The sequence below is a fragment of the Quatrionicoccus australiensis genome (assembly GCF_020510425.1).
Taxonomy (GTDB): domain Bacteria; phylum Pseudomonadota; class Gammaproteobacteria; order Burkholderiales; family Rhodocyclaceae; genus Azonexus; species Azonexus australiensis_A.
This window is the reverse complement of record NZ_JAHBAH010000002.1, coordinates 31,342-54,613: the sequence shown is the minus strand read 5'-3', so window position 1 is coordinate 54,613 and position 23,272 is coordinate 31,342. Positions and strand designations below refer to the sequence as shown.

Sequence of the window (23,272 nt, the reverse complement as noted above, 5' to 3'; positions counted from 1 at the left end):
GGTATCCCCTGTCAGTGGCCTGCGTGGGGATTGGCCGCCACTTTGCCAGCCATCGGTTTGATGCTGGTGACGACCCATTCACCGGGTTTGCGCTCGACAAACTCGAAGGCCACCGTCGCACCCGGTTTGAGTCCGCTCAACAGCGCCGGCGTCGCGACCTGGAACTCCATGGTCATGCCCGGCCATTTGAGGCTGGCGACCGGCCCGTGATTGAGCGTCAGCAGACCTGCCTTGGTGTCGAAACCCTCCACCGTGCCCTCGGCCTGATGCCCAACAGCTGCCGACTTGGCTGACTCCGGCTTCGGTTGGCTGCCATGGCTGGCATGGCCGAAACCGCCGACCGCCGCCTTCAGGTTACTTTCGGCGTCAATCAGGAAGTTAGCGGCAACCACCACGGGCTCGCCATCCTTGATCCCTTCGAGCACCTCAACATGGTTGTCACTGCGTTGCCCCAATTTAACCTCGCGTGGCTCGAAACGGCCTTCCTTGGCCTGGACCAGCACGATGCGGCGGGTGCCGCTGTCAATCACGGCCGAGGTCGGTACGGTGACGACCTCTCCTTTGGCCCCGACCGGCAACTCGACCTGGGCGAACATGGCCGGTTTCAGCAACTGACTGGGATTGGGCAGTTCGACTCGCACGGGTACCGTCCGCGTCTCGGCCTTCAGGGTCGGATAGACGTAGGTGATCGTCCCTTCGAACACTTTGTCCGGGTAGGCATTGATCCTGACCTTGGCTTTGGCACCGGTCTTGACCTGACCGATGTCCTGCTCGAAGACGTCAGCCACCACCCAGACCGCCGACAGGTCGGCCACCTGATAAAGCGCCTCGCCCGGCATGAAACGCATGCCCTGCAGGGCTTTCTTTTCGGTGACAATGCCGGCGACCGGTGAGCGGAAAGTCAGCGTGCGCCGTGCTTCGCCGGATTTGGCCAGCGCCTTGACCTGCTCCTCCGAAATATCCCAGTTCTTCAGACGCAACAGGCTTGAATCGGCCAGTTGCTTCATGCCGTCCCGCGCTTGGCCGCCGGCTTCCTTCAGCGACTCGACGCCTTGGGCGGCAATCGCGTATTCGCGCTGGGCGGAAACCAGTTCCGGGCTATACACCTCAAACAGCGGCTGCCCCTTGCTGACCGGCTGGCCCGTGACATTGACGTGCAGGCGTTCGACGTAGCCCTCGAACTTGGGGGAAATCGCGTAGATGCGACGCTCGTCCGGCTCGATCCGACCGGCGGCGCGGACCACCTTGTCAAGGACGCGCAATTGGGCGACTTCGGTCCTCACACCCAGTTTCTGCACCTTCTCGGTGCTGATCTTGATCTGGTTGGCCGATGCCGGCTCCTCATCCTGCTCTCCCTCATAGACCGCGATGTAATCCATCCCCATCGGGTCTTTCTTGGGCACCGGCGAGGTGTCGGGCAACCCCATCGGATTACGGTAGAAAAGCAGTTTTTTCTCTTTCTTGGCCGGCTCGGCCGGAGCGCTGGCGACCGGCACCGCATCGCCATGGGAAGCGCCGCCACGTCCGCCCAGCCAGTAACCACTCCCGGCTGCCACGGCAACGGCAATAACGCCGATGGTCAGTCCTGCACCATTGTTCATAGATCTTCCCCTAAAAGACGTTCGATTTCGGCCAGACGCATCTGGGCGTCGACTTGGGCCTTAAGCTGGTTTTGTCTGGCCTGCCGGATTTGGCGCTGGGCATCGAGCAAGGTGGCGAAATCGACCTTGCCAGTCTCGTAGCCGGCCAGTGCCGCCTTGAAGGTCAGTTCGGCCTGTGGCAGTAGGCTGTTGGTCAGCAGGTTTTCCGTGCGACGGGCGGCTTCGATGCCGGCCAGAGCCTCGGCCAGTTCGGCAAAGACTTGGTTGGTGGTGGCTTCCTTGCGCGAGCGCGCGGCATTGAGCATCGATTCCGATTCTCGCTCCTGTGCCCGCCGCGAAGACTGTTGCAGTGGGATATTCAGTTCGACCATCAACTCCCATTCCTTGATGGCGCTCTGGTACTGGATGGGGGAGACCCCCAGCGTAAAGTCGGGATAGCGGTTTTTGTAGGTCAGGTCGCGGGATTTCTCGGCGGCTTTGATTTTCGATTCATCGGCGAACAGTTGTGGGTTGCGGGTTCGCACGCGCTCTTCCAGCGTGGCGTAATCCAGCGCCACGGGAGCCGGCAGTTTGCGCAACTGCGCTGGTTCCTGCAAGGACGCATTGCTTGGGCGGGCCAGCAAGGCGTTCAGCCGGGCATGCAGGTGGTGCTGTTCGGTCTCCAGCGCAATCAATTCGTTGCGCATGTTGGTCTGCTCGACCTGGGCGCGGATGACATCCTGCTGCGCCGCCAGGCCGCCGGCGTAGCGCACCTGGGCGACTTTCTCCAGGCGGGTCATCAGGTCGAGAATTTCCCGAGTCAGTTGTTTGTTGCGGTGCACGTAATAAAGTTGGGCGAAATTGACTTTGATCCGCCCGGCAACATCGGCCCAGGTGCCCAACGCACGTCCCTTGGCGCCGTCGGCTTCAAGCTCGGCGATTTCGCGCTTCAGGTCACGCTTGCCGAACCAGGGTATGTCCTGCATCAGCAAGTAACGGGTGCTGCCGACGCGATTTGGGGCTAGCGTGGCACTCTGTTCGCCCATCCGCGTTATGTCACGCAACTCGGTCCGAAACTTCGGGTCGGGCAAGGCACCGGCCGGCGTCACCCGCTCGCCTGACGCTTCGGCCTCGGCCTGCATCGCGGCGTACTCCGGATTGCGTGTCTTGGCATAATTGATCAGGCTGTCCACGTTCGCACCAAGGGCGGCGTCTTGGGCAAGCACGGGCGACCCAAAGGCGGTGGCAAGCGCCAGGATCAAAATGGGTAACGGCCTGAGTCGGCGCATGCGACCTCCCTGCAATATTTGTTTTTATGAAGCATGCTGACAGCGAGAGGTAAGCACCGTCTCGCCGTCAGTCGATTGGGTTATTTGGCGGGTTCGAAATGGACGACGGTGATGGCACCATTCACGTTTTCGGCCATGAAGCGAATCTTATCGCCGGTTTTCATCTGGTCCAACCAGGCGACATTGGAAACCTTGAGTACCATGGTCATCGCCGGCATGTTCAGGTTGGTCAGTGGGCCATGCGACAAGGTTACTTTGCCGGCTGCCTTGTCCACTTTCTTGACCTGAGCGTCGATCATCTGCATTTCAGCAGACGCGGCGCTCGGCGAGGCCATGGCATGCCCGGCATGGTCGCTTGCAGCTTGGGCAGAAACGGCGCCGAGGGTGGAAAAGGCGATCAGTGAGGCGGTGATAAGTGCTTTCATGAGTTTCTCCTGTTTGGGGGATCAATGTTTGGCAAAGATGCTGGTTTCGCCACCGGCCTGGACCAGCATCGTGTTGTAGGGGACGGGTCTCGGGCTTTCCATGCCCGGCGATCCTGGCGGCATCGACGGCACCGCGATGCCGAGGGCTTTCGGTTTTTCCTTGAGCAGACGCTGGATGTCGGCAACCGGCACATGGCCTTCGACCACATAGCCGGCCACCTTGGCGGTGTGGCAGGAGCCCAGCCGATCGGGCATCCCCAATTGTTTGCGGGCCGCCGGGACGTCCATGACGTTGTGCGAGCGGACCTCGAAGCCCGCATTTTTCAGATGATCGACCCACTTGCCGCAGCAACCGCAATTCGGGCTCTTGTAAACATCCACCATTTCGCCGGCCGCCACGGCAGTGGAAAGGCCGGCGCCGAGGACGGAGCTCAAAGCAAGAACAAGAAAGGGGTTACGCATGGCGAAGCTCCTGTGTCAGTCGAGTGGCGTCAGTATGGATAGCCGACGCCAACAATTTGCTGTCCGTCGGATTACATTTTTGTAATCTTTATGGGGTTAATGTTTGTGCGCTCCGTGGTCATGGCTGTGCGCATTTTTGCCCTTGGCCACCGGCTTTTCCTCGACCGGGGCTGCTGGTGCCTCTTCGTGGCCTTCCAGTCCGCCATGGGAATGACCGTCACTGGCTGCCACCAGTTGCTCGTAGGCGGTCGCCGACAGCAAAGGCATCTTTTGCAGGAAGGCCGTCAGGTCCCAAATGGCCTCATCCTCCATGCCGCCCTTCGACCAGGCCGGCATACCGGAAGCCTTGATGCCGTGCTTAATGATCCAGAAATCGCGGGCAGCGTCACGTGACGATGGCGCCGCCGGTTTTTCGGAAAGATTGGGGGGAGTCGGATACAACCCCTTGCGAATCTCCGAATCTGGCGCTTCCGGAGACAAATGGCAATTGACGCACATTGCCGCATAGTTGCCGGCCCCGCGTCGCACGCGCTCGGGATCGGCAAGATCAGCCGGGGTCTGGATTTCACCCGTACGGCTGGCAATGGCTCTTTCGCGGGCAAACGTCAGCGCCTGGTAGGTGAATGAACTGTGGGGGGTATCGGCGCCGACATCGACGACGCCTGCCACGACGACGATCCCCGCCGTTGCCGCGCCCAAGCCGATAGTTGCCAGAGCACCCCAAATAAATCTGCACATAGTTTTTTCTCAGTAAGGGTATGCGGAGTCCAATTGGTCTTGCTCCGAAATTGCTATTTTGTCTTTACCAAACCAACATCTTGCTGACTTGCGGATTACATTTCCGTAATCTAGGCAATCGGCCTTTAAAAGCGACGGAAAATGCGCCATCAATAGCCAATGATTGGTGGAGAGAACGATGAAAATTCTTGTGGTGGAAGACGAAACCAAAACCGGCTCTTACCTCAAGCAGGGGTTGGTCGAGGCGGGCTTCGTCGTGGATTTGGCCGTCAATGGCCTCGACGGGCTGCATCTGGCGCTGACCGAGGCCTATGATCTGGCGATCCTCGACGTCATGCTCCCGGGCATCGACGGCTGGCAGGTGTTGCAAGGTATTCGCCGAGCCGGCAAGGAAATGCCGGTACTGTTTCTGACGGCACGCGACCAGGTCGAGGACCGGGTCAAGGGACTGGAGTTGGGCGCCGACGACTACCTGGTGAAGCCCTTTGCCTTCTCCGAACTGTTGGCGCGAGTCCGGACCCTGCTGCGGCGGGGCGGCAAGGCGAAGGAGTCCGAGTTCCTGCGCGCCGCCGACCTCGAACTCGACCTGCTGCGCCGCCGGGTCAATCGCGCCGGCAAACGCATCGATCTGACCGCCAAGGAGTTCGCGCTGCTTGAACTGCTGTTACGCCGCCAGGGCGAAGTGCTGCCTCGGTCGCTGATTGCCTCCCAGGTTTGGGACATGAATTTCGACAGCGACACGAACGTCATTGAGGTCGCCATCAAACGCCTTCGGGTCAAGATTGATGAGGGGTACGAACCCAAATTGATTCAGACCGTGCGCGGCATGGGCTATGTTTTGGAGATTACCGATTGACCCCAATCCGCGGCCCCTCACTGACACTCCGGCTGACTCTGCTGTTCGCGCTGGCCTCGGCCTTTGTGCTGTTCCTGCTCGGCCTGCTTATCGGCAATGCGGTTGAGCGCCACTTCGAAGAGCAGGATTTGGATGTGCTGACCGGCAAAATGCAGTTGGCAAGGCATATCTTGGAACGAAAACCAGATAGTCAGCCGAAAGAGACACTGACCCAGCAATTGGACGATGCGCTGACGGGGCATCACGGGTTGATCGTTGCCGTCTATGACCAGAATGGCGAAATGCTGTATGCCAACGAAGCGATGGTGTTTCCGCAGGATCTACTAAGCATTGGCGCGACACCAAGGCGCGAGCAACCCGTCAAATGGAACAGCAACGACGGCCAGCCATGGCGGGGAGTTTCCTCGATGGTCAAAGGCACCGATGGTGGCGTTAGTTACACCGTGGCAATTGCCACCGAAATCACCCATCACGAGCACTTCATGACTTCCTTCCGGCAGACTTTGTGGGGGTTCATGAGCCTGGCGACTCTGGCGATGGGATTGCTCGGCTGGTTTGTCGTCCGGCGCGGCCTGTTGCCTTTACTGGCCATTAAGCGGCAGGCGGCTGAGATCACCGCCAATCGCCTGCATACCCGCTTGCCGGTCGAAGCCATCCCCCGCGAATTGGCGGATCTGGCCGACACATTGAATGGCATGCTTTCGCGCTTGGAAGAGTCCTTTCAGCGCCTGTCGGATTTTTCATCGGACTTGGCTCATGAGTTGCGAACGCCGGTCAGCAATCTGTTGACCCAGACACAGGTCACGCTCTCGAAAGCACGCTCCGCAGAAGACTACCGGGACACCCTGGCGTCGAACACGGAAGAATTCGAACGCTTGTCGCGAACCATTTCCGACATGCTTTTCCTGGCCAAGGCCGACAACAACCAGATCATCCCCAATCAGGAGCCGATAGACCTTGCCGAGGAAATTGGCGATTTGCTGGAGTATTACGGCGTGCTTGCCGAAGAGAAATCGATAGCCTTGTCGCTCACAGGTAACGGCCAAATCGTCGGCGACCGATTGATGTTGCGCAGGGCGGTTAGCAATCTGCTATCCAACGCGCTGCGCCACACGCCGAACGAGGGCAAGGTTACCGTTCGAGTCGACAATAACCGTGAAGGTAGGATTTTGGTCTCCGTCGAGAACACAGGGAGCGATATCCCTACCGAACATTTGCCCCGCCTGTTTGATCGTTTCTACCGTGTCGACAGTTCGCGCCTGCGCACGACCGAAAATTCAGGCTTAGGGCTGGCGATAACCCAATCTATTGTGTTGGCTCATGGCGGGGATGTTGGCGTCAACTCGGAAGGTGGAAAAACGCGCTTCACACTTTCTTTACCCTGTGCCCATCAGTAGGGGGCCGCTTTTTGTAAATCGATCCCGCCAATACCAAGTTCTAACTCAACTACAGGGCTAGAAACAGACGAGGGGGCCATTTGAATCTCTTGTGGGTGTTCAAAACCCATCATCGAGGGAAGGCTAAGGGCTTCGGCGAAACATTTTTAGCCAGTTTCTTCGCTTGACCTTGCCTCTGTAGTAAGGTCAAAGGGTCGCTTACCGCCGCATTGCCGACAATTTCAGCCAGAGTGTCGAATGGCAACTCAGGCCGAGGAGCACTCAGTCGTCCTTCGGTTTGTATGACTGCTCCGCTCAGTAACCTGCCCCTGGATCACCAATACGGTGAATGTCTCTTGAGGGCACGAAGCGGGCTTAGTTCGTCATCTTTGGCCAGGCTTCGGAATGGCCGTCAGCACAACTACGGAATACATAATACATATTTGTTAGGATGGCCAGAATGGCCGTTTTTATGGGCCACTCACTCACTCACCTAAACAACTATGTGAAAAAGGGCTGATTAAAGCCATCGTTGTTCGAGAGGACGACGACCGGGGTATTGGCCAGCTTCGGATCGAACAGCTTTTCGCAGGACGCGTAGAAGTTGTTGCAGTCGACCAGCGCGAAGACCGGCATCAGGCCATTCGCTTGAACTTGCCGACCACGACGCCCCAGACGGTCAGTTCGACGCCTTCCTTGACGACGAGGGGAGGGTACTTCGGGTTTTCTGCGACGAGCGCGACCTTGCCGTTGCGGCAGTAAAGGCGCTTCACCAGACGCTCGCCGTTCACGAAGGCGACCACAATATGGCCATGCTGGGTTTCGACGCTCTTGTCGGGGACATCACAGAAAACGGAATAAATCGTACGCTAAGCTAATGCCATCAAACTTGGTTGCCTTGATTACCTTTCGCCAAGCTGCGGTTTGCGCCATGCCGATGCGTTCCCTGAACATGGGATGCCGTCTTGCCGCCAGGTGCAAACGCTTGAGACAAGCCGTCAAGAATGCCGCAGTGAGCAGCCTCCCGCGCCTCGCCGCACCGCTCACGCAGGTCTTTTAGTTGCCTCTCCAGTTCCTGGAGTTCTTGCATCCGTTGGGCGACGTGCCCAATGTGCCGATCAAGCAGACGATTCACATCCGCGCAGTTTTCCAGGGGTGACTCCTTGAAGTGCAGCAAGACCCGGATCTCATCCAGCGTCATGTCCAGACCACGACAACGCCGAATAAAGAACAGTCGCTGGACATGAGTTTCCCCATAAATGCGGTAGTTGCCTTCGCTGCGGGCAGGCACTGGCAGTAGCCCATCGCGCTCGTAATAGCGGATCGTTTCCACATTCGTCCCGGCAAGGCGGGCTAGTTCGCCGATTTTCATCTTTGTACCCTGCAACTTAAACGGGCCGAGCCGGTTGGAGCATGATGATCGCCATACCGGCCAGTGCGACCGCACTGCCGACAAGATCCCATCGGGTCGGCACAACGCCATCGATCCGCCATAGCCAGATTAGGGCAATCGCCACGTAGACGCCACCGTAGGCGGCGTAGATTCGGCCGGCTGCACCGGGGTGCAGGGTCAGCAACCAGGCAAACAGACCCAGGGAAGCAGCGGCGGGAACCAAGAGCCAGGGTGAGCGCTCCTGGTTCAGCACCAGCCATGGCAGATAACAGCCGATAATCTCGGCCAGTGCGGTTAAGGCGAAAAGTCCCAATACTTTGACGAACTCAAGCATTGCGTTGGCTCCGAATGTTTTTCTTATTGTAATCGCTTGACTCTATAGTCACTACAGGGTTTCTAATGTAGCAAACAAGGAGAACGCCATGAGTCTTGATTCCCACCCGAAGCCCCTTCAGGATACCGTCCATTGCGGGTGTGCGGGCGGCTGTTCCGCATCAGGAATCGGGACAGCCTCCGATCCCGCTCAAAGCGATGGCGTGCCCGTTTACCTGATTCCAACCATGGACTGCCCGAACGAGGAGAATGACATCCGTCGGGCGGTGGCCGGTATCGACGGCATCCATTCCCTGCGGTTCCAACTGTCAGCGCGTACCATTTCGATAGACGCCACCACCGAAGCGCTCGATGCAGCCTTGGCCGCTATCCGCCAGGCGGGGTTCAGCCCCAAGGCGGTGTCGGCAGATCAGGCAGCAAATGAAAACGTCGGCGTCAGTGAGCTATGGCGAAGCATTCTGGCGCTGGGGCTGGCCGTCGGTGCGGAAGCGCTGGATTTCTTCGCGCCCGACACGTTGCCTTTCAAGGGCTTCGGTATGGCATTGGCCATCGCCGCCCTCTGGCTGTCCGGCATTTCCACCTATAGCAAAGGCGTGGCGGCATTGCGGCGCGGGCAGTTGAACATGAACGCGCTGATGGGCGTAGCGGTGACCGGTGCCTTCCTCATTGGACAGTGGCCCGAGGCGGCGATGGTTATGGCCTTGTATGCCATTGCCGAACTGATCGAGGCCCGCTCCGTGGATCGGGCGCGTAACGCCATCAAGGGCCTGCTTGACTTGACGCCGGAGACGGCGGAAGTTCGGCAGGTTGATGGAACATGGCGGGAAATACCCGCCGCAGAGGTAAAGCTGGAAGCCTGCGTTCGGGTCAAACCCGGCGCCAGGATACCGCTCGATGGTCAGGTGACGGCAGGAACCAGTGCGGTCAATCAGGCGCCGGTCACCGGCGAAAGCATCCCGATTGACAAGGTGGCCGGCGACCCGGTATTCGCCGGCACGATCAACGAAACCGGCATTCTGGAGTTCCGTGTGACGGCTGCTGCCGACAACACCACGCTGGCCCGCATCATCCACGCGGTCGAACAGGCGCAGGGGACGCAAGCGCCAACCCAACGCTTCGTGGATCAGTTTGCCGCAATCTACACCCCGGCTGTGTTCTGCATCGCACTTGCCGTGGCCATTTTGACACCCTGGCTCCTCGGCTGGACTTGGACGCAGGCGATCTACAAGGCCCTGGTGCTGCTGGTCATCGCTTGCCCCTGCGCGTTGGTGCTTGCCACGCCGGTAACGGTCGTCAGCGGACTGGCGGCAGCAGCTCGACGCGGCATCCTGATCAAGGGCGGTGTCTATCTCGAAGAGGCCCGCAAACTGCGGGTCATAGCCCTCGACAAGACCGGCACCATTACCGAAGGCAAACCCCGTCTGGTCGCCACAGAACTGCTTCCCTCGACGATCCCCGAATCCCAGGTGCTTGCCTGGGCGGCCAGCCTGGCCGGACACTCGGACCATCCGGTCTCAAAAGCGATTGCGACCGGTCTCAAGCTTCCAGAGAACGGCTTGACCGATTTTGTCGCACTCGCCGGACGAGGTGTTGAAGCTCGCACGGATGGCCAACTCCTCTTTCTCGGCAACCATCGACTGGTTGAGGAGCGCAAGCTGTGCAGTGCCGAAATCGAGGCGCGCCTTCAGGTGCACGAGATGCAAGGCCGGACGGTGACCATGCTGGCGTCTGCACAGCAGGTGCTGGCGATTTTTGCGGTGGCGGACACCATCAAGGAAAGTTCGCGGGAGGCAGTGGCCGATCTGCACCGTCTCGGTGTCGTCTCGATCATGCTGACCGGCGACAATGTGGCGACGGCCGCGAGCATTGCCAAGGAAGCCGGCATCGACGACGCCCGGGGCAATCTTCTCCCAGAGGACAAACTGGCGGCCATCGAAGATTTGCAGCGTCGCTATGGCCCGACCGCGATGACCGGCGACGGCATCAACGACGCACCCGCGCTTGCCAGGGCCGACATCGGCGTGGCCATGGGCGCGGCGGGCACGGACACGGCGATGGAAGCGGCCGACGTGGTGATCATGAACGACGATCTGCGGCGCATTCCCGAGACCATTCGCCTGTCCCGGCGCACCCATGCGGTGCTCTGGCAAAACATCGGGCTGGCCTTGGGCATCAAGGCGATCTTTCTCGGGCTCGCCGTTTTCGGCAATGCGACCATGTGGATGGCGGTCTTCGCCGACATGGGCGCCAGTCTGCTGGTGGTGGGTAACGGCGTACGTATCTTGCGGTGGACTTCCGGAAATGATTTTCGCTGATACAATCCGGCCCATGCGTCGCTGGCTGTCTATCCTTCTTCTCGTTTTTCTGCCGTTCCAGTTCTCCTGGGCGGCGGTGGCCGGCTATTGCCAGCACGAGACCGGGGCTGCCGCGCAGCACTTCGGCCATCACGAACACAAGCATCAGGCCGCTGCCGACCAGGAAGGCACACCGGATGCCAAAACCTTGAGCGGAGGCATCGACGGTGATTGTGTCGCCTGCCATGCGAGTTGTGCTGCGGCGATTTTCAGCATTGTTTCCTTGCCGGCTTCAAGCAGCGCGTCCTTTGCGATTCCCTGGTTACCGGGAAATCTGACCGCGCCGCCTCTCGCGTACCCCGAACGCCCCAACTGGTCCGTCCTCGCCTGATCGGCGGGGTGGATAGCACTTTTCTGCGCTTCTCCCTTGCGGCTGCGGTGGACTGATCCGCCCTGACGCATTGCGACGCTTCCTGGTCGCACCCCGCCGATTCCCCGTGTCTTTTCATCACTGGAGAATCGGATGTCTCGAAGCAAATCAGTTTCACGAACCACCTTTTTACCGGCCCGCGTACTCGTGGCCGGACTGTACTCGCTCGCTGCGCTAGCGACCGGCAACCTCTGGGCGCAATCAACGTCAGCCACCGCTGGCGCCGCGATTACCTTGCCGCAAGCCTTTGCTGCCGCTTGGGCGCGCCAGCCTGAGGCACAATCCCTCGATCTGCGGCGCGATGCTGCTGAGGCGCGTCGGCAGGTGGCCGGCAGTTGGACGGCCCAACCACCTTCGCTGGACCTGTCCGGCAAGACTGACCAACTGAGCAAGAATCAAGGTAGCCGCGAATACGCGGCCGGCGTCGCCTTGCCCCTGTGGCTGCCTGGCGAACGCTCCCGTCAGGGTGCCTTGGCCGATGCCGAATCGAAAGCCGTGGATAGCCGGGTGACGGCCGCCCAACTGCGCACTGCCGCCGCCGTGCGTGATGCCTGGTGGAACTGGCAGCGGGCACGCGGCGAACAGTCGTTGGCCCGCGAGCGCTTGGTCAGCGCGCAAAAGCTGGCAGAAGATGTCCGCCGCCGAACCAAGGCCGGCGACCTGGCCCGCTCGGACCAGCATCAGGCCGATGGCGCGGCGGCCAGCGCCGAGGTAACGCTGGCGGAAAGCGCCAGCCTGCTGGCCGCAGCCACCCAGCAACTACGTGCCTTGATCGGCAAGCTGCCGGATCAGATAGCCGCCGACGGACCGGAAACCTCGCCGGCGGTGCCTGCCGACTTCACCGCCCTGGATGCGACCCACCCGGCGGTCGTCGAACTGTTCGACCGAGCCGAAGTCGCCCGCCGCAGCGCCGATCTGGCCAGTGTGCAGACAAGGAACAATCCCGAACTGTTGTTGGCCACCACCCGTGAGCGAGGCGCTTTCGGTGACGACTATCAGCAGACCGTCACACTCGGTGTACGCATCCCGTTTGGTTCGGATAGCCGTAATCGCGCCAAACTCGGCCTGGCCCGTGCCGAAGCCCTCGAAACCGAAGGTCAACTTCGCCTTGAACGCGAGCGCCTGGCAGCCGATCTGGAAGCGGCGCGGGTGCGCGTCGAATCCAGCCGCACGCAACTGGTGGCTGCCGAGAAGCGCGCTCAACTGGCGCGTGAGTCGCGGGGGTTCTTCGAGAAGTCCTTCCGTCTGGGCGAAAGCGATCTGCCAACCCGCTTGCGTATCGAACTCGAAGCCGTCGAAGCTGAACGGCAAAACGCTCGCGCCCGGATTGAGCTGGCCGCCGCGATCTCCGCTCTGCGTCAGGCCCTGGGCCTGCTCCCCGAACAAAAATGAGGAACCCGAACATGAGAACAACAAACACACTGGCCACTTTGGGATGGGCCGCCTGGATCGCTCTGGCGGCCCCACTGGCCTGGGCCGGTGACGGGCACGACCATGGCGAGACACCTGCCGCAACTGCTGGTTCCGCCTCGCCGCGTTTTACAGCAACGTCCGAAACCTTTGAACTGGTCGGCGTCGTCAATGGCAAGCAAGTAACGCTTTATCTCGACCGCTATGCCGACGGTAGTCCGGTCAAGGATGCCAAGCTCGAACTGGAACTCGGCGGCGTCAAAATCCCCGTCAAACCACATGCCGAGGGCGAGTTCGAGGCAACGCTGGTGCAGGAACTTAAACCAGGGGTCGTGTCGGTCGCGGCGACCGTCATTGCCGGCGAGGAAACCGACTTGCTGGCTGGCGAACTCGACATGCACGAAGAGGCGCATGCCGAAGAGGCTACCCACACCCATGGCTGGAAGGAATACGCCCTGTGGGGTGGTGCCGCCGGTGGGGGGCTGCTGCTCCTTGCCACTTTGTTGCGCCGCCTGCGCGCTACCCGTAAACCGCTTTTCGGAGGTGCCGCATGAAGCCCCGTCTGTTATTTGGCGCCCTTTGTCTTACCTTCTTGTTTTCCTCAACCTTGGTGCTGGCCGGTGACGGCCATGATCACGGCGACGCACCGCCCGCTGCCAGCGGTAGCGGCCCCAAGCGCCAGCCAGACGGCAGTGTCTTCCTGCCCAAACCGGCGCAACGCCAGATTGGTGTTCGTACCCTGCTGGTAGAGCTAGGCGAACTGCCCCGTACCCATGAACTGGCTGGCAAGGTGGTTATGGACCCGAACGCCGGCGGCAAAGTGCAGGCCATCGTCGCCGGTCGTGTCACACCGGGACCACGCGGTCTGCCGCTGCCCGGCCAAGCAGTCAAGAAGGGCGAGGTGCTCGCCTACGTCACGCCGGAGGTCGGCGGCAACAGCCGCTCCCTGGCCGAAAGCCGCCTGCGCCGCCTACGCGAACTCTCCGACACTGTGCCGCGCAAGGTCATCGAGGAAGCAGAAGCCGCCGTGGCCAACGAGCAACTGGTGGCGCCGGTCAGCGGCGTTATCGCCTCGGCCAACGTCGTCTCCGGTCAGGTGCTCGAAGCCCGCGAAACCCTGTTCGAGATCGTCAATCCGGAACGCATGCTGATCGAGGCGCTGGCTTTCGACATGGCCGTCGCCAGCGATGTGGCCGGGGCCTTTGTCGCCGTCGGTGAGCAGAAGCTGCCGCTGCGCCTGGTTGGCGTCGCCCGCAGCCTGCGCGAGCAAGCACTGCCGCTGACCTTCCGGGGTGAAGGCGGCGCTTTGGCGGCGTTGGCCGTCGGCCAGCCGGTTCGGGTCTTCGTGCAGACGCGCAGCACGGTGCCGGGCATCCGCGTGCCGATGGCGGCGCTGATGAAGAACCCTGCGAACCAGAGCATCGTCTGGATCAAGACGGCGCCGGAACGCTTTGAGCCGCGCACAGTAACCGCCGAGCCGCTGGACGGCACCCACGTGGCGGTGACCAGCGGTCTGAAAGCCGGGGATCGGGTTGCCGTCCGCGCGGCCACTCTGATTAACCAGATACGCTGAGCGGAGCCAATCATGTTCAAGTGGCTTCTCGACAACAGCCTTGCCAACCGCCTGCTGGTCATCATCGCCAGCTTGGTGCTGATGGCTTATGGGGCATTCACGCTCTCCCGCACACCGGTGGATGTGTTTCCGGACCTCAACAAACCGACGGTCACCATCATGACCGAGTCCGGCGGTATGGCCGCCGAGGAAGTGGAGCAACTGATCACCTTCCCGCTGGAAACGACCATGAACGGTCTGCCCGGTGTGGAAAGCGTGCGCTCGGTGTCCAGTGCAGGCCTCTCTTTCATTTATGTGACCTTCAACTGGAAAACAGAGATTTTCCGGGCTAGGCAAATGGTGTCTGAACGTCTTTCCTCGATGGAGGAAGGGCTGCCAGCGGGCGTCACGCCGCGCATGGGGCCGATCAGTTCGATCATGGGCGAAATCATGCAGATCGCCATTCCCATCGACACGGCGAAGATTTCGCCGATGCAGGTGCGCGAATACGCCGACTGGGTGCTGCGTCCGCGTCTGATGGCCATCGCCGGTGTGGCTCAGGTGATCCCCATCGGCGGCGAGGTCCGCCAGTTCCAGGTGCAACCGAACACGACACGCATGGCGGAGCTGGGTATCACACACGAGCAGTTAACCGGGGCGCTCAAGGGCTACTCGGCCAACACCTCCGGCGGCTTCCTCGAACTCAACGGCCGCGAATACCTGATTCGCCATCTCGGCCGCACGTCGCGTCTGGATGACCTGAAGAATCTCGCCTTGGCCGCACGCCACGGTCAACCCGTTCTATTGCGCCAAATCGCCGACGTGACCTTCGCACCCGCCATCAAGCGGGGCGATGCCGGTTTCGAGGGCAAACCGGCGGTGATTCTCGGCATCCAGAAACAGCCGACGGCGGACACCATCCATTTGACCCGGAGCATCGAGGCCGCCGTGGAGGATCTGAAGAAATCGCTGCCAGCCGGCATGGAGGCGCCCAAGGTGACCTTCCGCCAGGCGAGTTTTATCGAGTCGTCAATCAGCACGCTGCAAGGCAAGCTGATCGGGGCATCGGTCTTCGTCGCCGTCATCCTGTTCTTCTTTCTGGGCACCTTGCGCCCGACGGTGATCGCCCTAACCGCGATCCCGGTGTCGATTTTCATGACGGCGCTGGTTTTTGACTATTACGGCTTGTCGATTAACACCATGACCCTTGGTGGCCTGGCCATCGCCATCGGTGGCCTGGTCGATGACGCGGTAGTCGGTGTCGAGAACGTGCTGCGACGGCTAAAGGAGGACCGGGCCAAACACCACGATCACCGGATGCACCCGATTGAACTGGTGGCCCATGCGACGATGGAGGTGCGTTCAGCCATCCTCTACGCAACGATCATCATCGTGCTGGTTTTCCTGCCGCTCTTCGCGCTGCCCGGCATGGAAGGGCGCTTGTTCGTGCCGCTCGGCATCGCTTTCATCGTTTCGACGCTGGCTTCGCTGGTGGTGTCGGTGACGGTGACGCCGGTGCTCTCCTTCTACCTGCTGCCCAGCATGAAGTCCCTCGACCATGGCGACACGAAACTGCTGGCCTGGCTGAAGGCCAGCTATGGCCGCAGTTTGCAGACGGTGCTCAACCATCCCAAAGCGGCGTTGGCGGCCGGTGCCGTCGCCATTCTGGTGGCAGCGGCCGCCGTGCCCTTTTTTCCCAAGACCTTCCTGCCACCCTTCAACGAGGGAACGCTGCTGATCGGAATGCGCCTCAACCCCGGCGTCACGCTGGCCGAGTCGTCGGCTCTGGCGCAACAAGCCGAGGTGCTGGTCAAGGCGGTTCCTGAAGTGGTGCACGTCGGGCGACGCAGCGGCCGGGCGGAACTGGATGAGCACGCTGAAGGTGTTCATGTTAGCGAACTGGATGTCGGTCTGAAACCGGCGTCCGAAATGACGCGCACAATGGATGAGATTTCGGCGGACATTCGCGCCCGCCTGATTAACCTGCCGGCGGCGATTGCCATCGGCCAGCCGATTTCGCACCGTATCGACCACATGCTGTCCGGCGTGCGTTCGCAGATCGCCATCAAGATTTTTGGTGACGACCTCGACACGCTACGCGGTCAGGCCGACGCCTTGCGCGGTAGGCTGGCCGGTATTCCCGGTATCGCAGATCTGGAAATCGAGAAGCAGGTGCTGGCGCCGCAGATCAAGGTCAGCGTCAACTATGCGACGGCCGCGCAATACGGCGTGCCGACGCCACAGATTCTGGCGACGCTGCAAAGCCTGGTCGAAGGCGAAAAGGTAACGCAGGTGGTCGAGGGCGGCCGGCGCTTCGCGCTGGTCGTGCGCTTGCCCGAATCGTCCCGCTCGTTGCAAGGACTGGGGCAGATTTTGCTGGAGACGCCGGGCGGCCCGATTCCCCTGTCAAAAATCGCCACCATCGAGGACGGCGACGGACCGAACCAGGTTAGCCGCGACGACGGCAAGCGGCGCATCGTGCTTTCAGCCAACGCGCAAGGGCGGGCGCTGTCCGAGATCGTCGAGGACATCCGCAAAGTCGTCGGCGAAAGCAAACTGCCTGAAGGCTACTTCATCACCCTGGGCGGGCAGTTCCAGGCGCAGGAGGAGGCTTCGCGGTTAGTTGGCCTGCTCTCCATCGTCTCGCTGGTGCTGATGTTTGTGGTGCTGTTCAGTCGCTACAAATCGGTCGTGCTGTCGGCACTGATCATGGCCAATATTCCGCTGGCGCTGGTCGGCGCAGTGCTCGGCTTGTGGATTTCCGGGCAACCGCTGTCGGTCGCCGCGCTGGTCGGCTTCATCACGCTGGCGGGCATTTCGGTGCGCAACGGGATTCTCAAAGTCAGCCACTACATCAACTTGATGCGCATGGAAGGCGAGAACTTCGACCACAAGATGATCCTGCGCGGCTCGCTGGAACGTCTTGCGCCGGTCTTGATGACGGCGCTGGTGACGGCCTTTGCGCTGGCGCCATTGCTGTTCGAAGCCGAGCGGCCGGGCACGGAAATCTTGCATCCGGTGGCGGTGGTCATTTTCTCGGGCCTGATCAGTTCGACACTGCTCGACACCTTCCTGACACCTGTCATGTTCTGGCTGTTTGGCCGCAAGGATGTGGAACGCCTGATGGCCGACCGCGATGCCGGTGCGCTTTGATTTTTTCTCAACGAAAGGAAAACCCATGAAACCGATTCATCTTCTCTCCGCTGTTTCCCTCTGCATCTCTGGCCTTGCCTTCGCCGCCGGTGGCCACGACCATGGGCATGAACACAAGCCGCTCCACGGTGGCGTCGTCAGCGAGGTCAAGGATATGGACTACGAACTGGTGGCAAAGCCGGATTTGATCCAGTTGCATTTGCGCGATCATGGCAAGCCGGTGGACGTCTCAAAATCCAGCGCCAAACTGACCATCCTCGTTGGCACCGACAAGCAGGAAGTCGAGTTGAAACCGGCAGGGCCGGCACTGGAGGCCGCAGGAAGTTTTAAGCTTGCCAACAGCAAGATTGTGGCCTTGGTATCCGTCCATGGCAAAGCACCGGCAACCGTTCGCTTCGTGTTGAAGTAGAAGGGAAGTCGCATGTCTGCGATCACAAAAGTTCTCGCAACATGTTTTCTGGGCGTGACGCTTTCCGGTTGTGTCGGGCATACCCATCGACTGGTATCAGAGAACGACTCGCCTCCCGTCACGGGCTCCTTCAGCCACGAGGGCACGCAACCGCCGGTCATGGTTCTGGAACTCGAAGGAGCGCGGTATGAGGGGCGAGGATTTGTGATCCAGCATCATCAAGACCTCGCAAAAGTGCGTCAATTATTTGGCCCCGGCAAACATTACGACCAAATTTCCAGCGGCATGGATAGAGATCACATAAGGAGTTCGGCATCGCCGGTACTGCGTACCCAAAATGGGGAAACGATTCGATGCCTGCTGGCTTGGCGTTCGGGCCAAGCTCCATCGGGATTTTGCACCAAACCTGATGGAAAGCAGATCGATGTTCGCTTCGACTGATTCCGGGTAGTCGGTTTCGGGAAGCATATAAAGCCAAAAAGGCGACAAGCCCATGGTTTTGGTTCGTGCTTCCCGAATAGCTGATTTTCCTCGTGTGGTCTCGTAATGTCATCTTGAGCTATACCCCAACCTGATGTCAGGGCTAAGCGCTTACAGAAGTCCGGATAGGGTCAAATATTCAATTTCTTGACACATGCTGTGACAGGTCATAGATTTCTACCTGACAGAATTCACTTGGGAGAGAACTTTGAAAGGTCAACGCGTCGGCTACGTCCGGGTCAGCAGCTTCGACCAGAACCCGGAGCGTCAACTGGAACAGGTTCAGGTGGACAAAGTGTTCACCGATAAGGCATCGGGCAAAAATACGCAACGGCCACAACTCGACGCACTGCTAACCTTCGTGCGCGAAGGCGATACCGTCGTAGTGCATAGCATGGATCGGCTGGCCCGCAACCTGGACGACCTGCGCCGCATGGTCCAGAAGCTGACCCAGCGCGGGGTGCGCATCGAGTTCGTCAAGGAACACCTGACTTTTACCGGTGAGGACTCGCCCATGGCGAACCTGATGCTCTCGGTCATGGGCGCGTTCGCAGAATTTGAGCGGGCCTTGATCCGCGAGCGGCAGCGTGAAGGTATCGCGCTCGCTAAACAGCGCGGCGCATACCGTGGGCGCAAGAAAGCACTGTCGCCCGAACAGGGGGCCGAATTACGGCAGCGAGCCGCCGCTGGTGAACAAAAAGCGACGCTGGCACGGGAGTTCGGGATCAGCCGGGAGACCTTGTATCAATACCTGAGAACGGACGACTGAGCATGCCGCGTCGCTCAATACTTTCCGCGACTGAACGGACGGGCTTGTTGGCCCTACCCGAAAGCCAGGATGACTTGATCCGCTACTACACCTTCAACGAAACCGACGTGGCGCTGATTCGGCAACGCCGGGGCGATGCGAATCGGCTCGGTTTTGCGGTGCAGCTCTGTCTGTTGCGTTATCCAGGGTATGCGCTGGCCAGCGACTTGGCGGTAGCGGAACCGGTCATCCAATGGGTCGCCCGTCAAGTCCGAGTTGAGACCAGCGCATGGGCCAAATACGGCGAGCGCGATGAAACACGGCGCGAACACCTCCAGGAACTACGCGCTTATCTCGGTCTGTCACCGTTTGGGCTGTCCGACTTCCGCTTTCTGGTACGTGGTCTGACCGATTTGGCCATGCAGACCGACAAGGGCTTGGTGCTCGCAACTCAAGCGCTGGAGACACTGCGGCAACGACAAGTCATTCTGCCGGCACTGACCGTCGTCGAGCGGGCCTGCGCGGAAGCCGTGACGCGTGCCAACCGGCGCATCTATCGGACTTTAACCGAACCGCTGACTGCACAGCACCGGCGCCGGCTCGACGATCTGCTAAAGATCAAACCGGAGAGAAACATCACCAAGTTGGTTTGGGTGCGCCAATCGCCCTTGAAGCCAAACTCCCGGCACATGCTGGAGCACATCGAACGTCTGAAGGCGTTCCAGGAATTGTCTCTGCCAGAGGGTATCGGCCGCCAGATCCACCAGAATCGCCTGCTGAAAATGGCACGGGAAGGCGGACAGATGACGCCGCAAGACCTTGCCAAGTTCGAGAGCGAGCGGCGTTATGCCACCCTGGTCGCACTGGCCTTGGAGGGCACAGCGACGGTGACCGATGAGGTGATTGATCTGCACGACCGCATTCTGGTCAAGCTCTTCAGTACCGCCAAGAACAAACATCAACAGCAGTTTCAGAAACAGGGCAAGGCGATCAACGACAAGGTACGGCTGTACTCGAAGATCGGCCATGCCTTGCTGGAGGCCAAACAGTCCGGCACTGATCCGTACGTCGCCATCGAGACGGTCATCCCTTGGAACGATTTCACGCAGAGCGTCACCGATGCCGATCAACTCGCCCAAGCTGAGTCGTTCGATCACCTGCATCTGGTCAGTGAACAATTCAATACGCTGCGCCGCTACACGCCGGAATTCCTGGATGTGCTCAAGCTGCGCGCAGCACCGGCAGCATGGGGCGTGCTGGACGCCATTGAAGTAGTGCGTGGCATGAATTCCGACAGCGCACGAAAGGTGCCGGCGGACGCGCCGACAGCCTTCATCAAACCTCGTTGGAAATCACTGGTCTTCACCGATGGCGAAATCGACCGCCGTTTTTATGAAATCTGCGCCCTCTCCGAACTGAAGAACGCGCTTCGCTCCGGGGATATATGGGTGCAAGGCTCCCGCCAGTTCCGTGACTTTGACGAATACCTGTTGCCGGTCGAGAAGTTTGTCACACTCAAGCAGGCGAAAACCTTACCGATTACCGTGAATCCGGACTGCGACCAATACCTGCATGAGCGGTTGCACCTGCTGGAAGAGCAACTGGCGACAGTCAATCGTTTGGCGCTGGCGAACGAGTTGCCGGACGCCATCATCACCGACTCCGGCCTGAAGATCACGCCGCTGGATGCCGTTGTTCCCGAAGCGGCGCAAACGCTGATCGACCAGACCGGGATGTACTTGCCACGCATCAAGATCACCGAGTTGCTGATGGACGTAGACGACTGGACGGACTTCACCCGCCATTTCGTTCATCTGAAGGATGGAGAACCGGTCAAGGATCGGACGCTCTTGCTTTCGGCCATCCTGGCGGATGCCATCAACTTGGGGCTGACTAAAATGGCCGAGTCCTGCCCCGGTGCGACCTACGCCAAGCTGGCCTGGCTGCAAGCCTGGCACGTTCGTGACGAAACCTACTCAGCCGGGCTGGCCGATCTGGTGAATACCCAGTTCCGCCATACCTTTGCCGCGAATTGGGGCGACGGCACCACGTCATCTTCGGATGGACAGCGCTTTCGGGCCGGTGGCAAAGGCGAGAGCACCGGCCACGTCAATCCGAAGTACGGCCATGAGCCGGGCAGACTGTTTTACACCCACATTTCGGACCAGTACGCACCGTTCAGCACGAAGGTGGTCAACGTCGGCGTGCGTGATTCCACCTACGTGCTCGACGGCCTGCTATACCACGAATCTGACTTGCGGATCGAGGAGCACTACACCGACACGGCCGGCTTCACCGATCACGTATTTGCCTTGATGCACCTACTGGGGTTTCGTTTTGCGCCGCGCATTCGTGACCTGAAAGACACCAAGCTGTATGTGCCAAAGAACGAACAGGACTACCCAGCACTGAACACGATGATCGGCGGCACGCTGAATATCAAGCATGTTCGCGCCCATTGGGATGAGATTTTACGGCTGGCGGCGTCAATCAAGCAGGGCACGGTGACCGCCTCATTGATGCTGCGAAAACTTGGCAGCTACCCGCGCCAGAATGGCTTGGCGGTTGCGCTGCGCGAACTGGGGCGGATCGAGCGCACGCTGTTTATCCTGGACTGGCTGCAAAATGTCGAGTTGCGCCGCCGTGTCCATGCCGGGTTGAACAAGGGCGAGGCGCGTAACGCGCTGGCCCGGGCCGTGTTCTTCAACCGGTTGGGCGAAATCCGCGACCGCAGTTTTGAGCAGCAGCGCTATCGCGCCAGCGGCCTCAATCTGGTGACAGCCGCCATCGTTTTGTGGAACACCGTCTATCTCGACCGTGCAACGCTGGCGCTGCGAGAGACCGGCAAACCCATCAATGACGGACTGCTGCAATATCTGTCGCCGTTGGGCTGGGAGCACATCAATCTGACCGGTGATTACGTCTGGCGGCAAAACCGGAAGGTTGAGGATGGGCAGTTTCGGTCGCTACGCAGCAGTGGAAAGTCTTAGCGTACGATTTTTTCCGAATTCTGCGGCGACCCCTTGTCGACGACGAGCACGTCGCCCTCGAAGATCTCGGCGCCTTCCATCGAATCGCCTTGAACGGGGAAGAAAAATGTCGAGACCGGATTCCGTACCAGGTAGTCGTTGATGTCGAGGCGTTTGTCCTCGTAGTCGGCGGCTGGGGAGGGGAATCCCGCCGAAACCTTCACCCCGTCGAGCGGCAAGGGAAGCGGCGGGGGGGATTCCGCGGCCGCCCGGAACCCGAACGGCAGGCCATCGGGGGCTCGGAATCGTGAGGAAAGGGGAGCTACGGGCATCGTGGAGGCGCATATATACTGTTAATAAACACAGTATATACCACTGTGCAACGGAGCCGATGCGAAGGAGCGGGCGGATTACCGGATAGGCGTTTTTGAAAGCATGAGGGCTAAGCCCCGTTCCGTGATTGGGAGGGCGCGGTACCATTCAGGAAGAAGCGGCAAACCCCTAACAGCTTCCGCACGATCGAACGAAGCCCGGAGCTCGACGAGTTGTTCTGACGCCCTGGAAAGTTCAGGGAAGCGTTCTACGAATTTCGCGGCGAGCTTCCTAGCGTCGTCGCCGGCGTCCTCCCAGCCGAAGAACGGCTTGCCCTCTTTCGCGCAGTACGAAGCCGAGTGACCTGATTCGGCTGGTATCCAGCCTTCCGAACGAATGTTGATCGTGATTCTCGACGAGGGCCTCTACGGCGACTGGCTCTTCGCCCCGGTTTCGGCGAGCCGGGAGTTCCTCCGGCAATACCCTTCCGACGGCCTATTTCCTGAAGCGCGGCCGATTCGGTAGGCGTTCCGCGTTTTTCAGATTTTTTCGACCGTCGGCGCGGACGGAGCATTGCGAATATGGACGTACCTTTCGAATCGCGGAGCCAATCCCGGCAACGCATCAAGACTCTTCGAAAGGAAAATCCCATGGCCAAGTCCAATTCCAACTCTGGCGCCCGTACCGCTATGACCCCATCAGCTGCTGCACGCATTCAGGGCGCCACCGCCCGCTCTACCGGCGGAATCGTCGCGAAGGGCTCCTTCGCTGCCCGCGCCCAGTCGGTCGCAGCACGTAACGGCGCTGGCAAATCCGGGAACGGCAAGTAACCGAACGATCCTCCCGGACAGGCAGCGCCGCCCGGGAGTCTGGAGCCGACGATGAAATACAGCAACGACAGAAACGTCTCGGAAATCGTCCGGGACGGATGGCGATATCATATGGGCGGCCGGCACGGAAAACTCGTCTCGCCCACCGGAAGACGGATACCGGTACCCTGCACCCCGAGCGACCACCGGGCCTTCCTCAATTTCAAACGCGATCTCCGCAAACTCCTGGTTGG

The 23,272-nt window shown here is 60.2% G+C and carries 23 protein-coding genes; 13 read left to right on the top strand and 10 right to left on the bottom strand.

Translation table 11 applies throughout. The features are described from left to right. Positions 1–11 precede the first annotated feature (11 nt). The 5 genes from KIG99_RS20205 to KIG99_RS20185 form a co-directional block, all read right to left on the bottom strand. On the bottom strand, positions 12–1,601 hold the full coding sequence (locus KIG99_RS20205) for an efflux RND transporter periplasmic adaptor subunit (protein WP_226461918.1): 1,590 nt from the start codon (positions 1,599–1,601) through the stop codon (positions 12–14). Next, positions 1,598–2,806 (bottom strand): TolC family protein, encoded by a 1,209-nt coding sequence (locus KIG99_RS20200; protein WP_226461917.1) that lies wholly within the window; start codon positions 2,804–2,806, stop codon positions 1,598–1,600. Before KIG99_RS20200 ends, KIG99_RS20205 begins: the two co-directional genes overlap by 4 nt. A 143-nt stretch (positions 2,807–2,949) precedes the next feature. Next, the gene (locus KIG99_RS20195) at positions 2,950–3,294 is read right to left on the bottom strand and encodes a copper-binding protein (protein ID WP_027458831.1); all 345 of its coding nucleotides are present in this window, start codon (positions 3,292–3,294) and stop codon (positions 2,950–2,952) included. A 21-nt stretch (positions 3,295–3,315) separates the two neighbouring features. After that, a complete protein-coding gene (locus tag KIG99_RS20190; RefSeq protein WP_205205072.1) occupies positions 3,316–3,756 on the bottom strand; it encodes a DUF411 domain-containing protein in 441 nt (146 codons plus the stop codon). Between the two features lie 96 nt (positions 3,757–3,852). Beyond that, the gene (locus KIG99_RS20185; protein WP_226461916.1) at positions 3,853–4,455 is read right to left on the bottom strand and encodes a c-type cytochrome; all 603 of its coding nucleotides are present in this window, start codon (positions 4,453–4,455) and stop codon (positions 3,853–3,855) included. Between the two features lie 217 nt (positions 4,456–4,672). Here KIG99_RS20185 and KIG99_RS20180 point away from each other — a divergent pair, with 217 nt between their 5' ends. Then, a complete protein-coding gene (locus KIG99_RS20180; RefSeq protein WP_027458833.1) occupies positions 4,673–5,350 on the top strand; it encodes a heavy metal response regulator transcription factor in 678 nt (225 codons plus the stop codon). After that, positions 5,347–6,747 (top strand): heavy metal sensor histidine kinase, encoded by a 1,401-nt coding sequence (locus tag KIG99_RS20175; protein ID WP_205205070.1) that lies wholly within the window; start codon positions 5,347–5,349, stop codon positions 6,745–6,747. The genes KIG99_RS20180 and KIG99_RS20175 overlap by 4 nt, the downstream gene beginning before the upstream one ends. A gap of 480 nt (positions 6,748–7,227) precedes the next feature. Here the strand turns inward: KIG99_RS20175 and KIG99_RS20710 are convergent, their stop codons facing one another. Genes KIG99_RS20710 through KIG99_RS20160 form a run of 4 tightly spaced genes read right to left on the bottom strand, consistent with a single transcriptional unit; the run spans position 7,228 to position 8,453 of the window. Next, positions 7,228–7,362, bottom strand: coding sequence for a Y-family DNA polymerase (locus tag KIG99_RS20710; protein ID WP_264180621.1), 135 nt, complete (start codon positions 7,360–7,362; stop codon positions 7,228–7,230). Beyond that, entirely contained in the window at positions 7,362–7,589 is a 228-nt protein-coding gene (locus KIG99_RS20170) for a LexA family protein (protein WP_226461989.1), read from the bottom strand. Before KIG99_RS20170 ends, KIG99_RS20710 begins: the two co-directional genes overlap by 1 nt. A 20-nt stretch (positions 7,590–7,609) precedes the next feature. Beyond that, a complete protein-coding gene (gene cadR, locus KIG99_RS20165; protein ID WP_226461915.1) occupies positions 7,610–8,098 on the bottom strand; it encodes a Cd(II)/Pb(II)-responsive transcriptional regulator in 489 nt (162 codons plus the stop codon). Positions 8,099–8,114: 16 nt separating this feature from the next. Continuing rightward, the gene (locus KIG99_RS20160) at positions 8,115–8,453 is read right to left on the bottom strand and encodes a YnfA family protein (protein ID WP_226461914.1); all 339 of its coding nucleotides are present in this window, start codon (positions 8,451–8,453) and stop codon (positions 8,115–8,117) included. Positions 8,454–8,541: 88 nt separating this feature from the next. Between KIG99_RS20160 and KIG99_RS20155 the strand changes: the two genes are divergently transcribed. The 10 genes from KIG99_RS20155 to KIG99_RS20110 all read left to right on the top strand — a co-directional run bounded on the left by KIG99_RS20155 (position 8,542) and on the right by KIG99_RS20110 (position 21,918). Beyond that, entirely contained in the window at positions 8,542–10,767 is a 2,226-nt protein-coding gene (locus tag KIG99_RS20155; RefSeq protein ID WP_226461913.1) for a heavy metal translocating P-type ATPase, read from the top strand. A gap of 13 nt (positions 10,768–10,780) precedes the next feature. Next, the gene (gene czcI / locus KIG99_RS20150; protein ID WP_226461912.1) at positions 10,781–11,137 is read left to right on the top strand and encodes a cation efflux protein, CzcI family; all 357 of its coding nucleotides are present in this window, start codon (positions 10,781–10,783) and stop codon (positions 11,135–11,137) included. Between the two features lie 132 nt (positions 11,138–11,269). Further along, positions 11,270–12,568: a TolC family protein gene (locus KIG99_RS20145; protein WP_226461911.1), complete on the top strand. Its 1,299-nt coding sequence runs from the start codon at positions 11,270–11,272 to the stop codon at positions 12,566–12,568. Positions 12,569–12,579: 11 nt separating this feature from the next. Then, positions 12,580–13,140: a hypothetical protein gene (locus tag KIG99_RS20140; protein ID WP_226461910.1), complete on the top strand. Its 561-nt coding sequence runs from the start codon at positions 12,580–12,582 to the stop codon at positions 13,138–13,140. Then, complete coding sequence (locus KIG99_RS20135; protein ID WP_226461909.1) at positions 13,137–14,159, top strand: efflux RND transporter periplasmic adaptor subunit; 1,023 nt, start codon at positions 13,137–13,139, stop codon at positions 14,157–14,159. The genes KIG99_RS20140 and KIG99_RS20135 overlap by 4 nt, the downstream gene beginning before the upstream one ends. Before the next feature lie 12 nt (positions 14,160–14,171). Further along, positions 14,172–17,291, top strand: a complete 3,120-nt coding sequence (locus KIG99_RS20130) for an efflux RND transporter permease subunit (protein ID WP_226461908.1) — start codon at positions 14,172–14,174, stop codon at positions 17,289–17,291. 25 nt (positions 17,292–17,316) lie between these two features. Then, positions 17,317–17,700, top strand: coding sequence for a hypothetical protein (locus KIG99_RS20125; protein WP_226461907.1), 384 nt, complete (start codon positions 17,317–17,319; stop codon positions 17,698–17,700). A gap of 12 nt (positions 17,701–17,712) precedes the next feature. Continuing rightward, entirely contained in the window at positions 17,713–18,141 is a 429-nt protein-coding gene (locus tag KIG99_RS20120; protein WP_226461906.1) for a hypothetical protein, read from the top strand. Between the two features lie 247 nt (positions 18,142–18,388). Further along, positions 18,389–18,949, top strand: a complete 561-nt coding sequence (locus KIG99_RS20115; protein WP_226461905.1) for a recombinase family protein — start codon at positions 18,389–18,391, stop codon at positions 18,947–18,949. Between the two features lie 2 nt (positions 18,950–18,951). Next, the gene (locus KIG99_RS20110) at positions 18,952–21,918 is read left to right on the top strand and encodes a Tn3 family transposase (RefSeq protein WP_226461904.1); all 2,967 of its coding nucleotides are present in this window, start codon (positions 18,952–18,954) and stop codon (positions 21,916–21,918) included. On the opposite strand, the gene KIG99_RS20105 is transcribed toward KIG99_RS20110, so the two are convergent. Then, positions 21,915–22,229, bottom strand: coding sequence for a LexA family protein (locus tag KIG99_RS20105; protein WP_319002423.1), 315 nt, complete (start codon positions 22,227–22,229; stop codon positions 21,915–21,917). The genes KIG99_RS20110 and KIG99_RS20105 overlap by 4 nt on opposite strands. A 630-nt stretch (positions 22,230–22,859) precedes the next feature. Here KIG99_RS20105 and KIG99_RS20100 point away from each other — a divergent pair. After that, a complete protein-coding gene (locus KIG99_RS20100) occupies positions 22,860–23,039 on the top strand; it encodes a hypothetical protein (RefSeq protein WP_226461903.1) in 180 nt (59 codons plus the stop codon). The last annotated feature ends 233 nt before the right edge of the window (positions 23,040–23,272 follow it).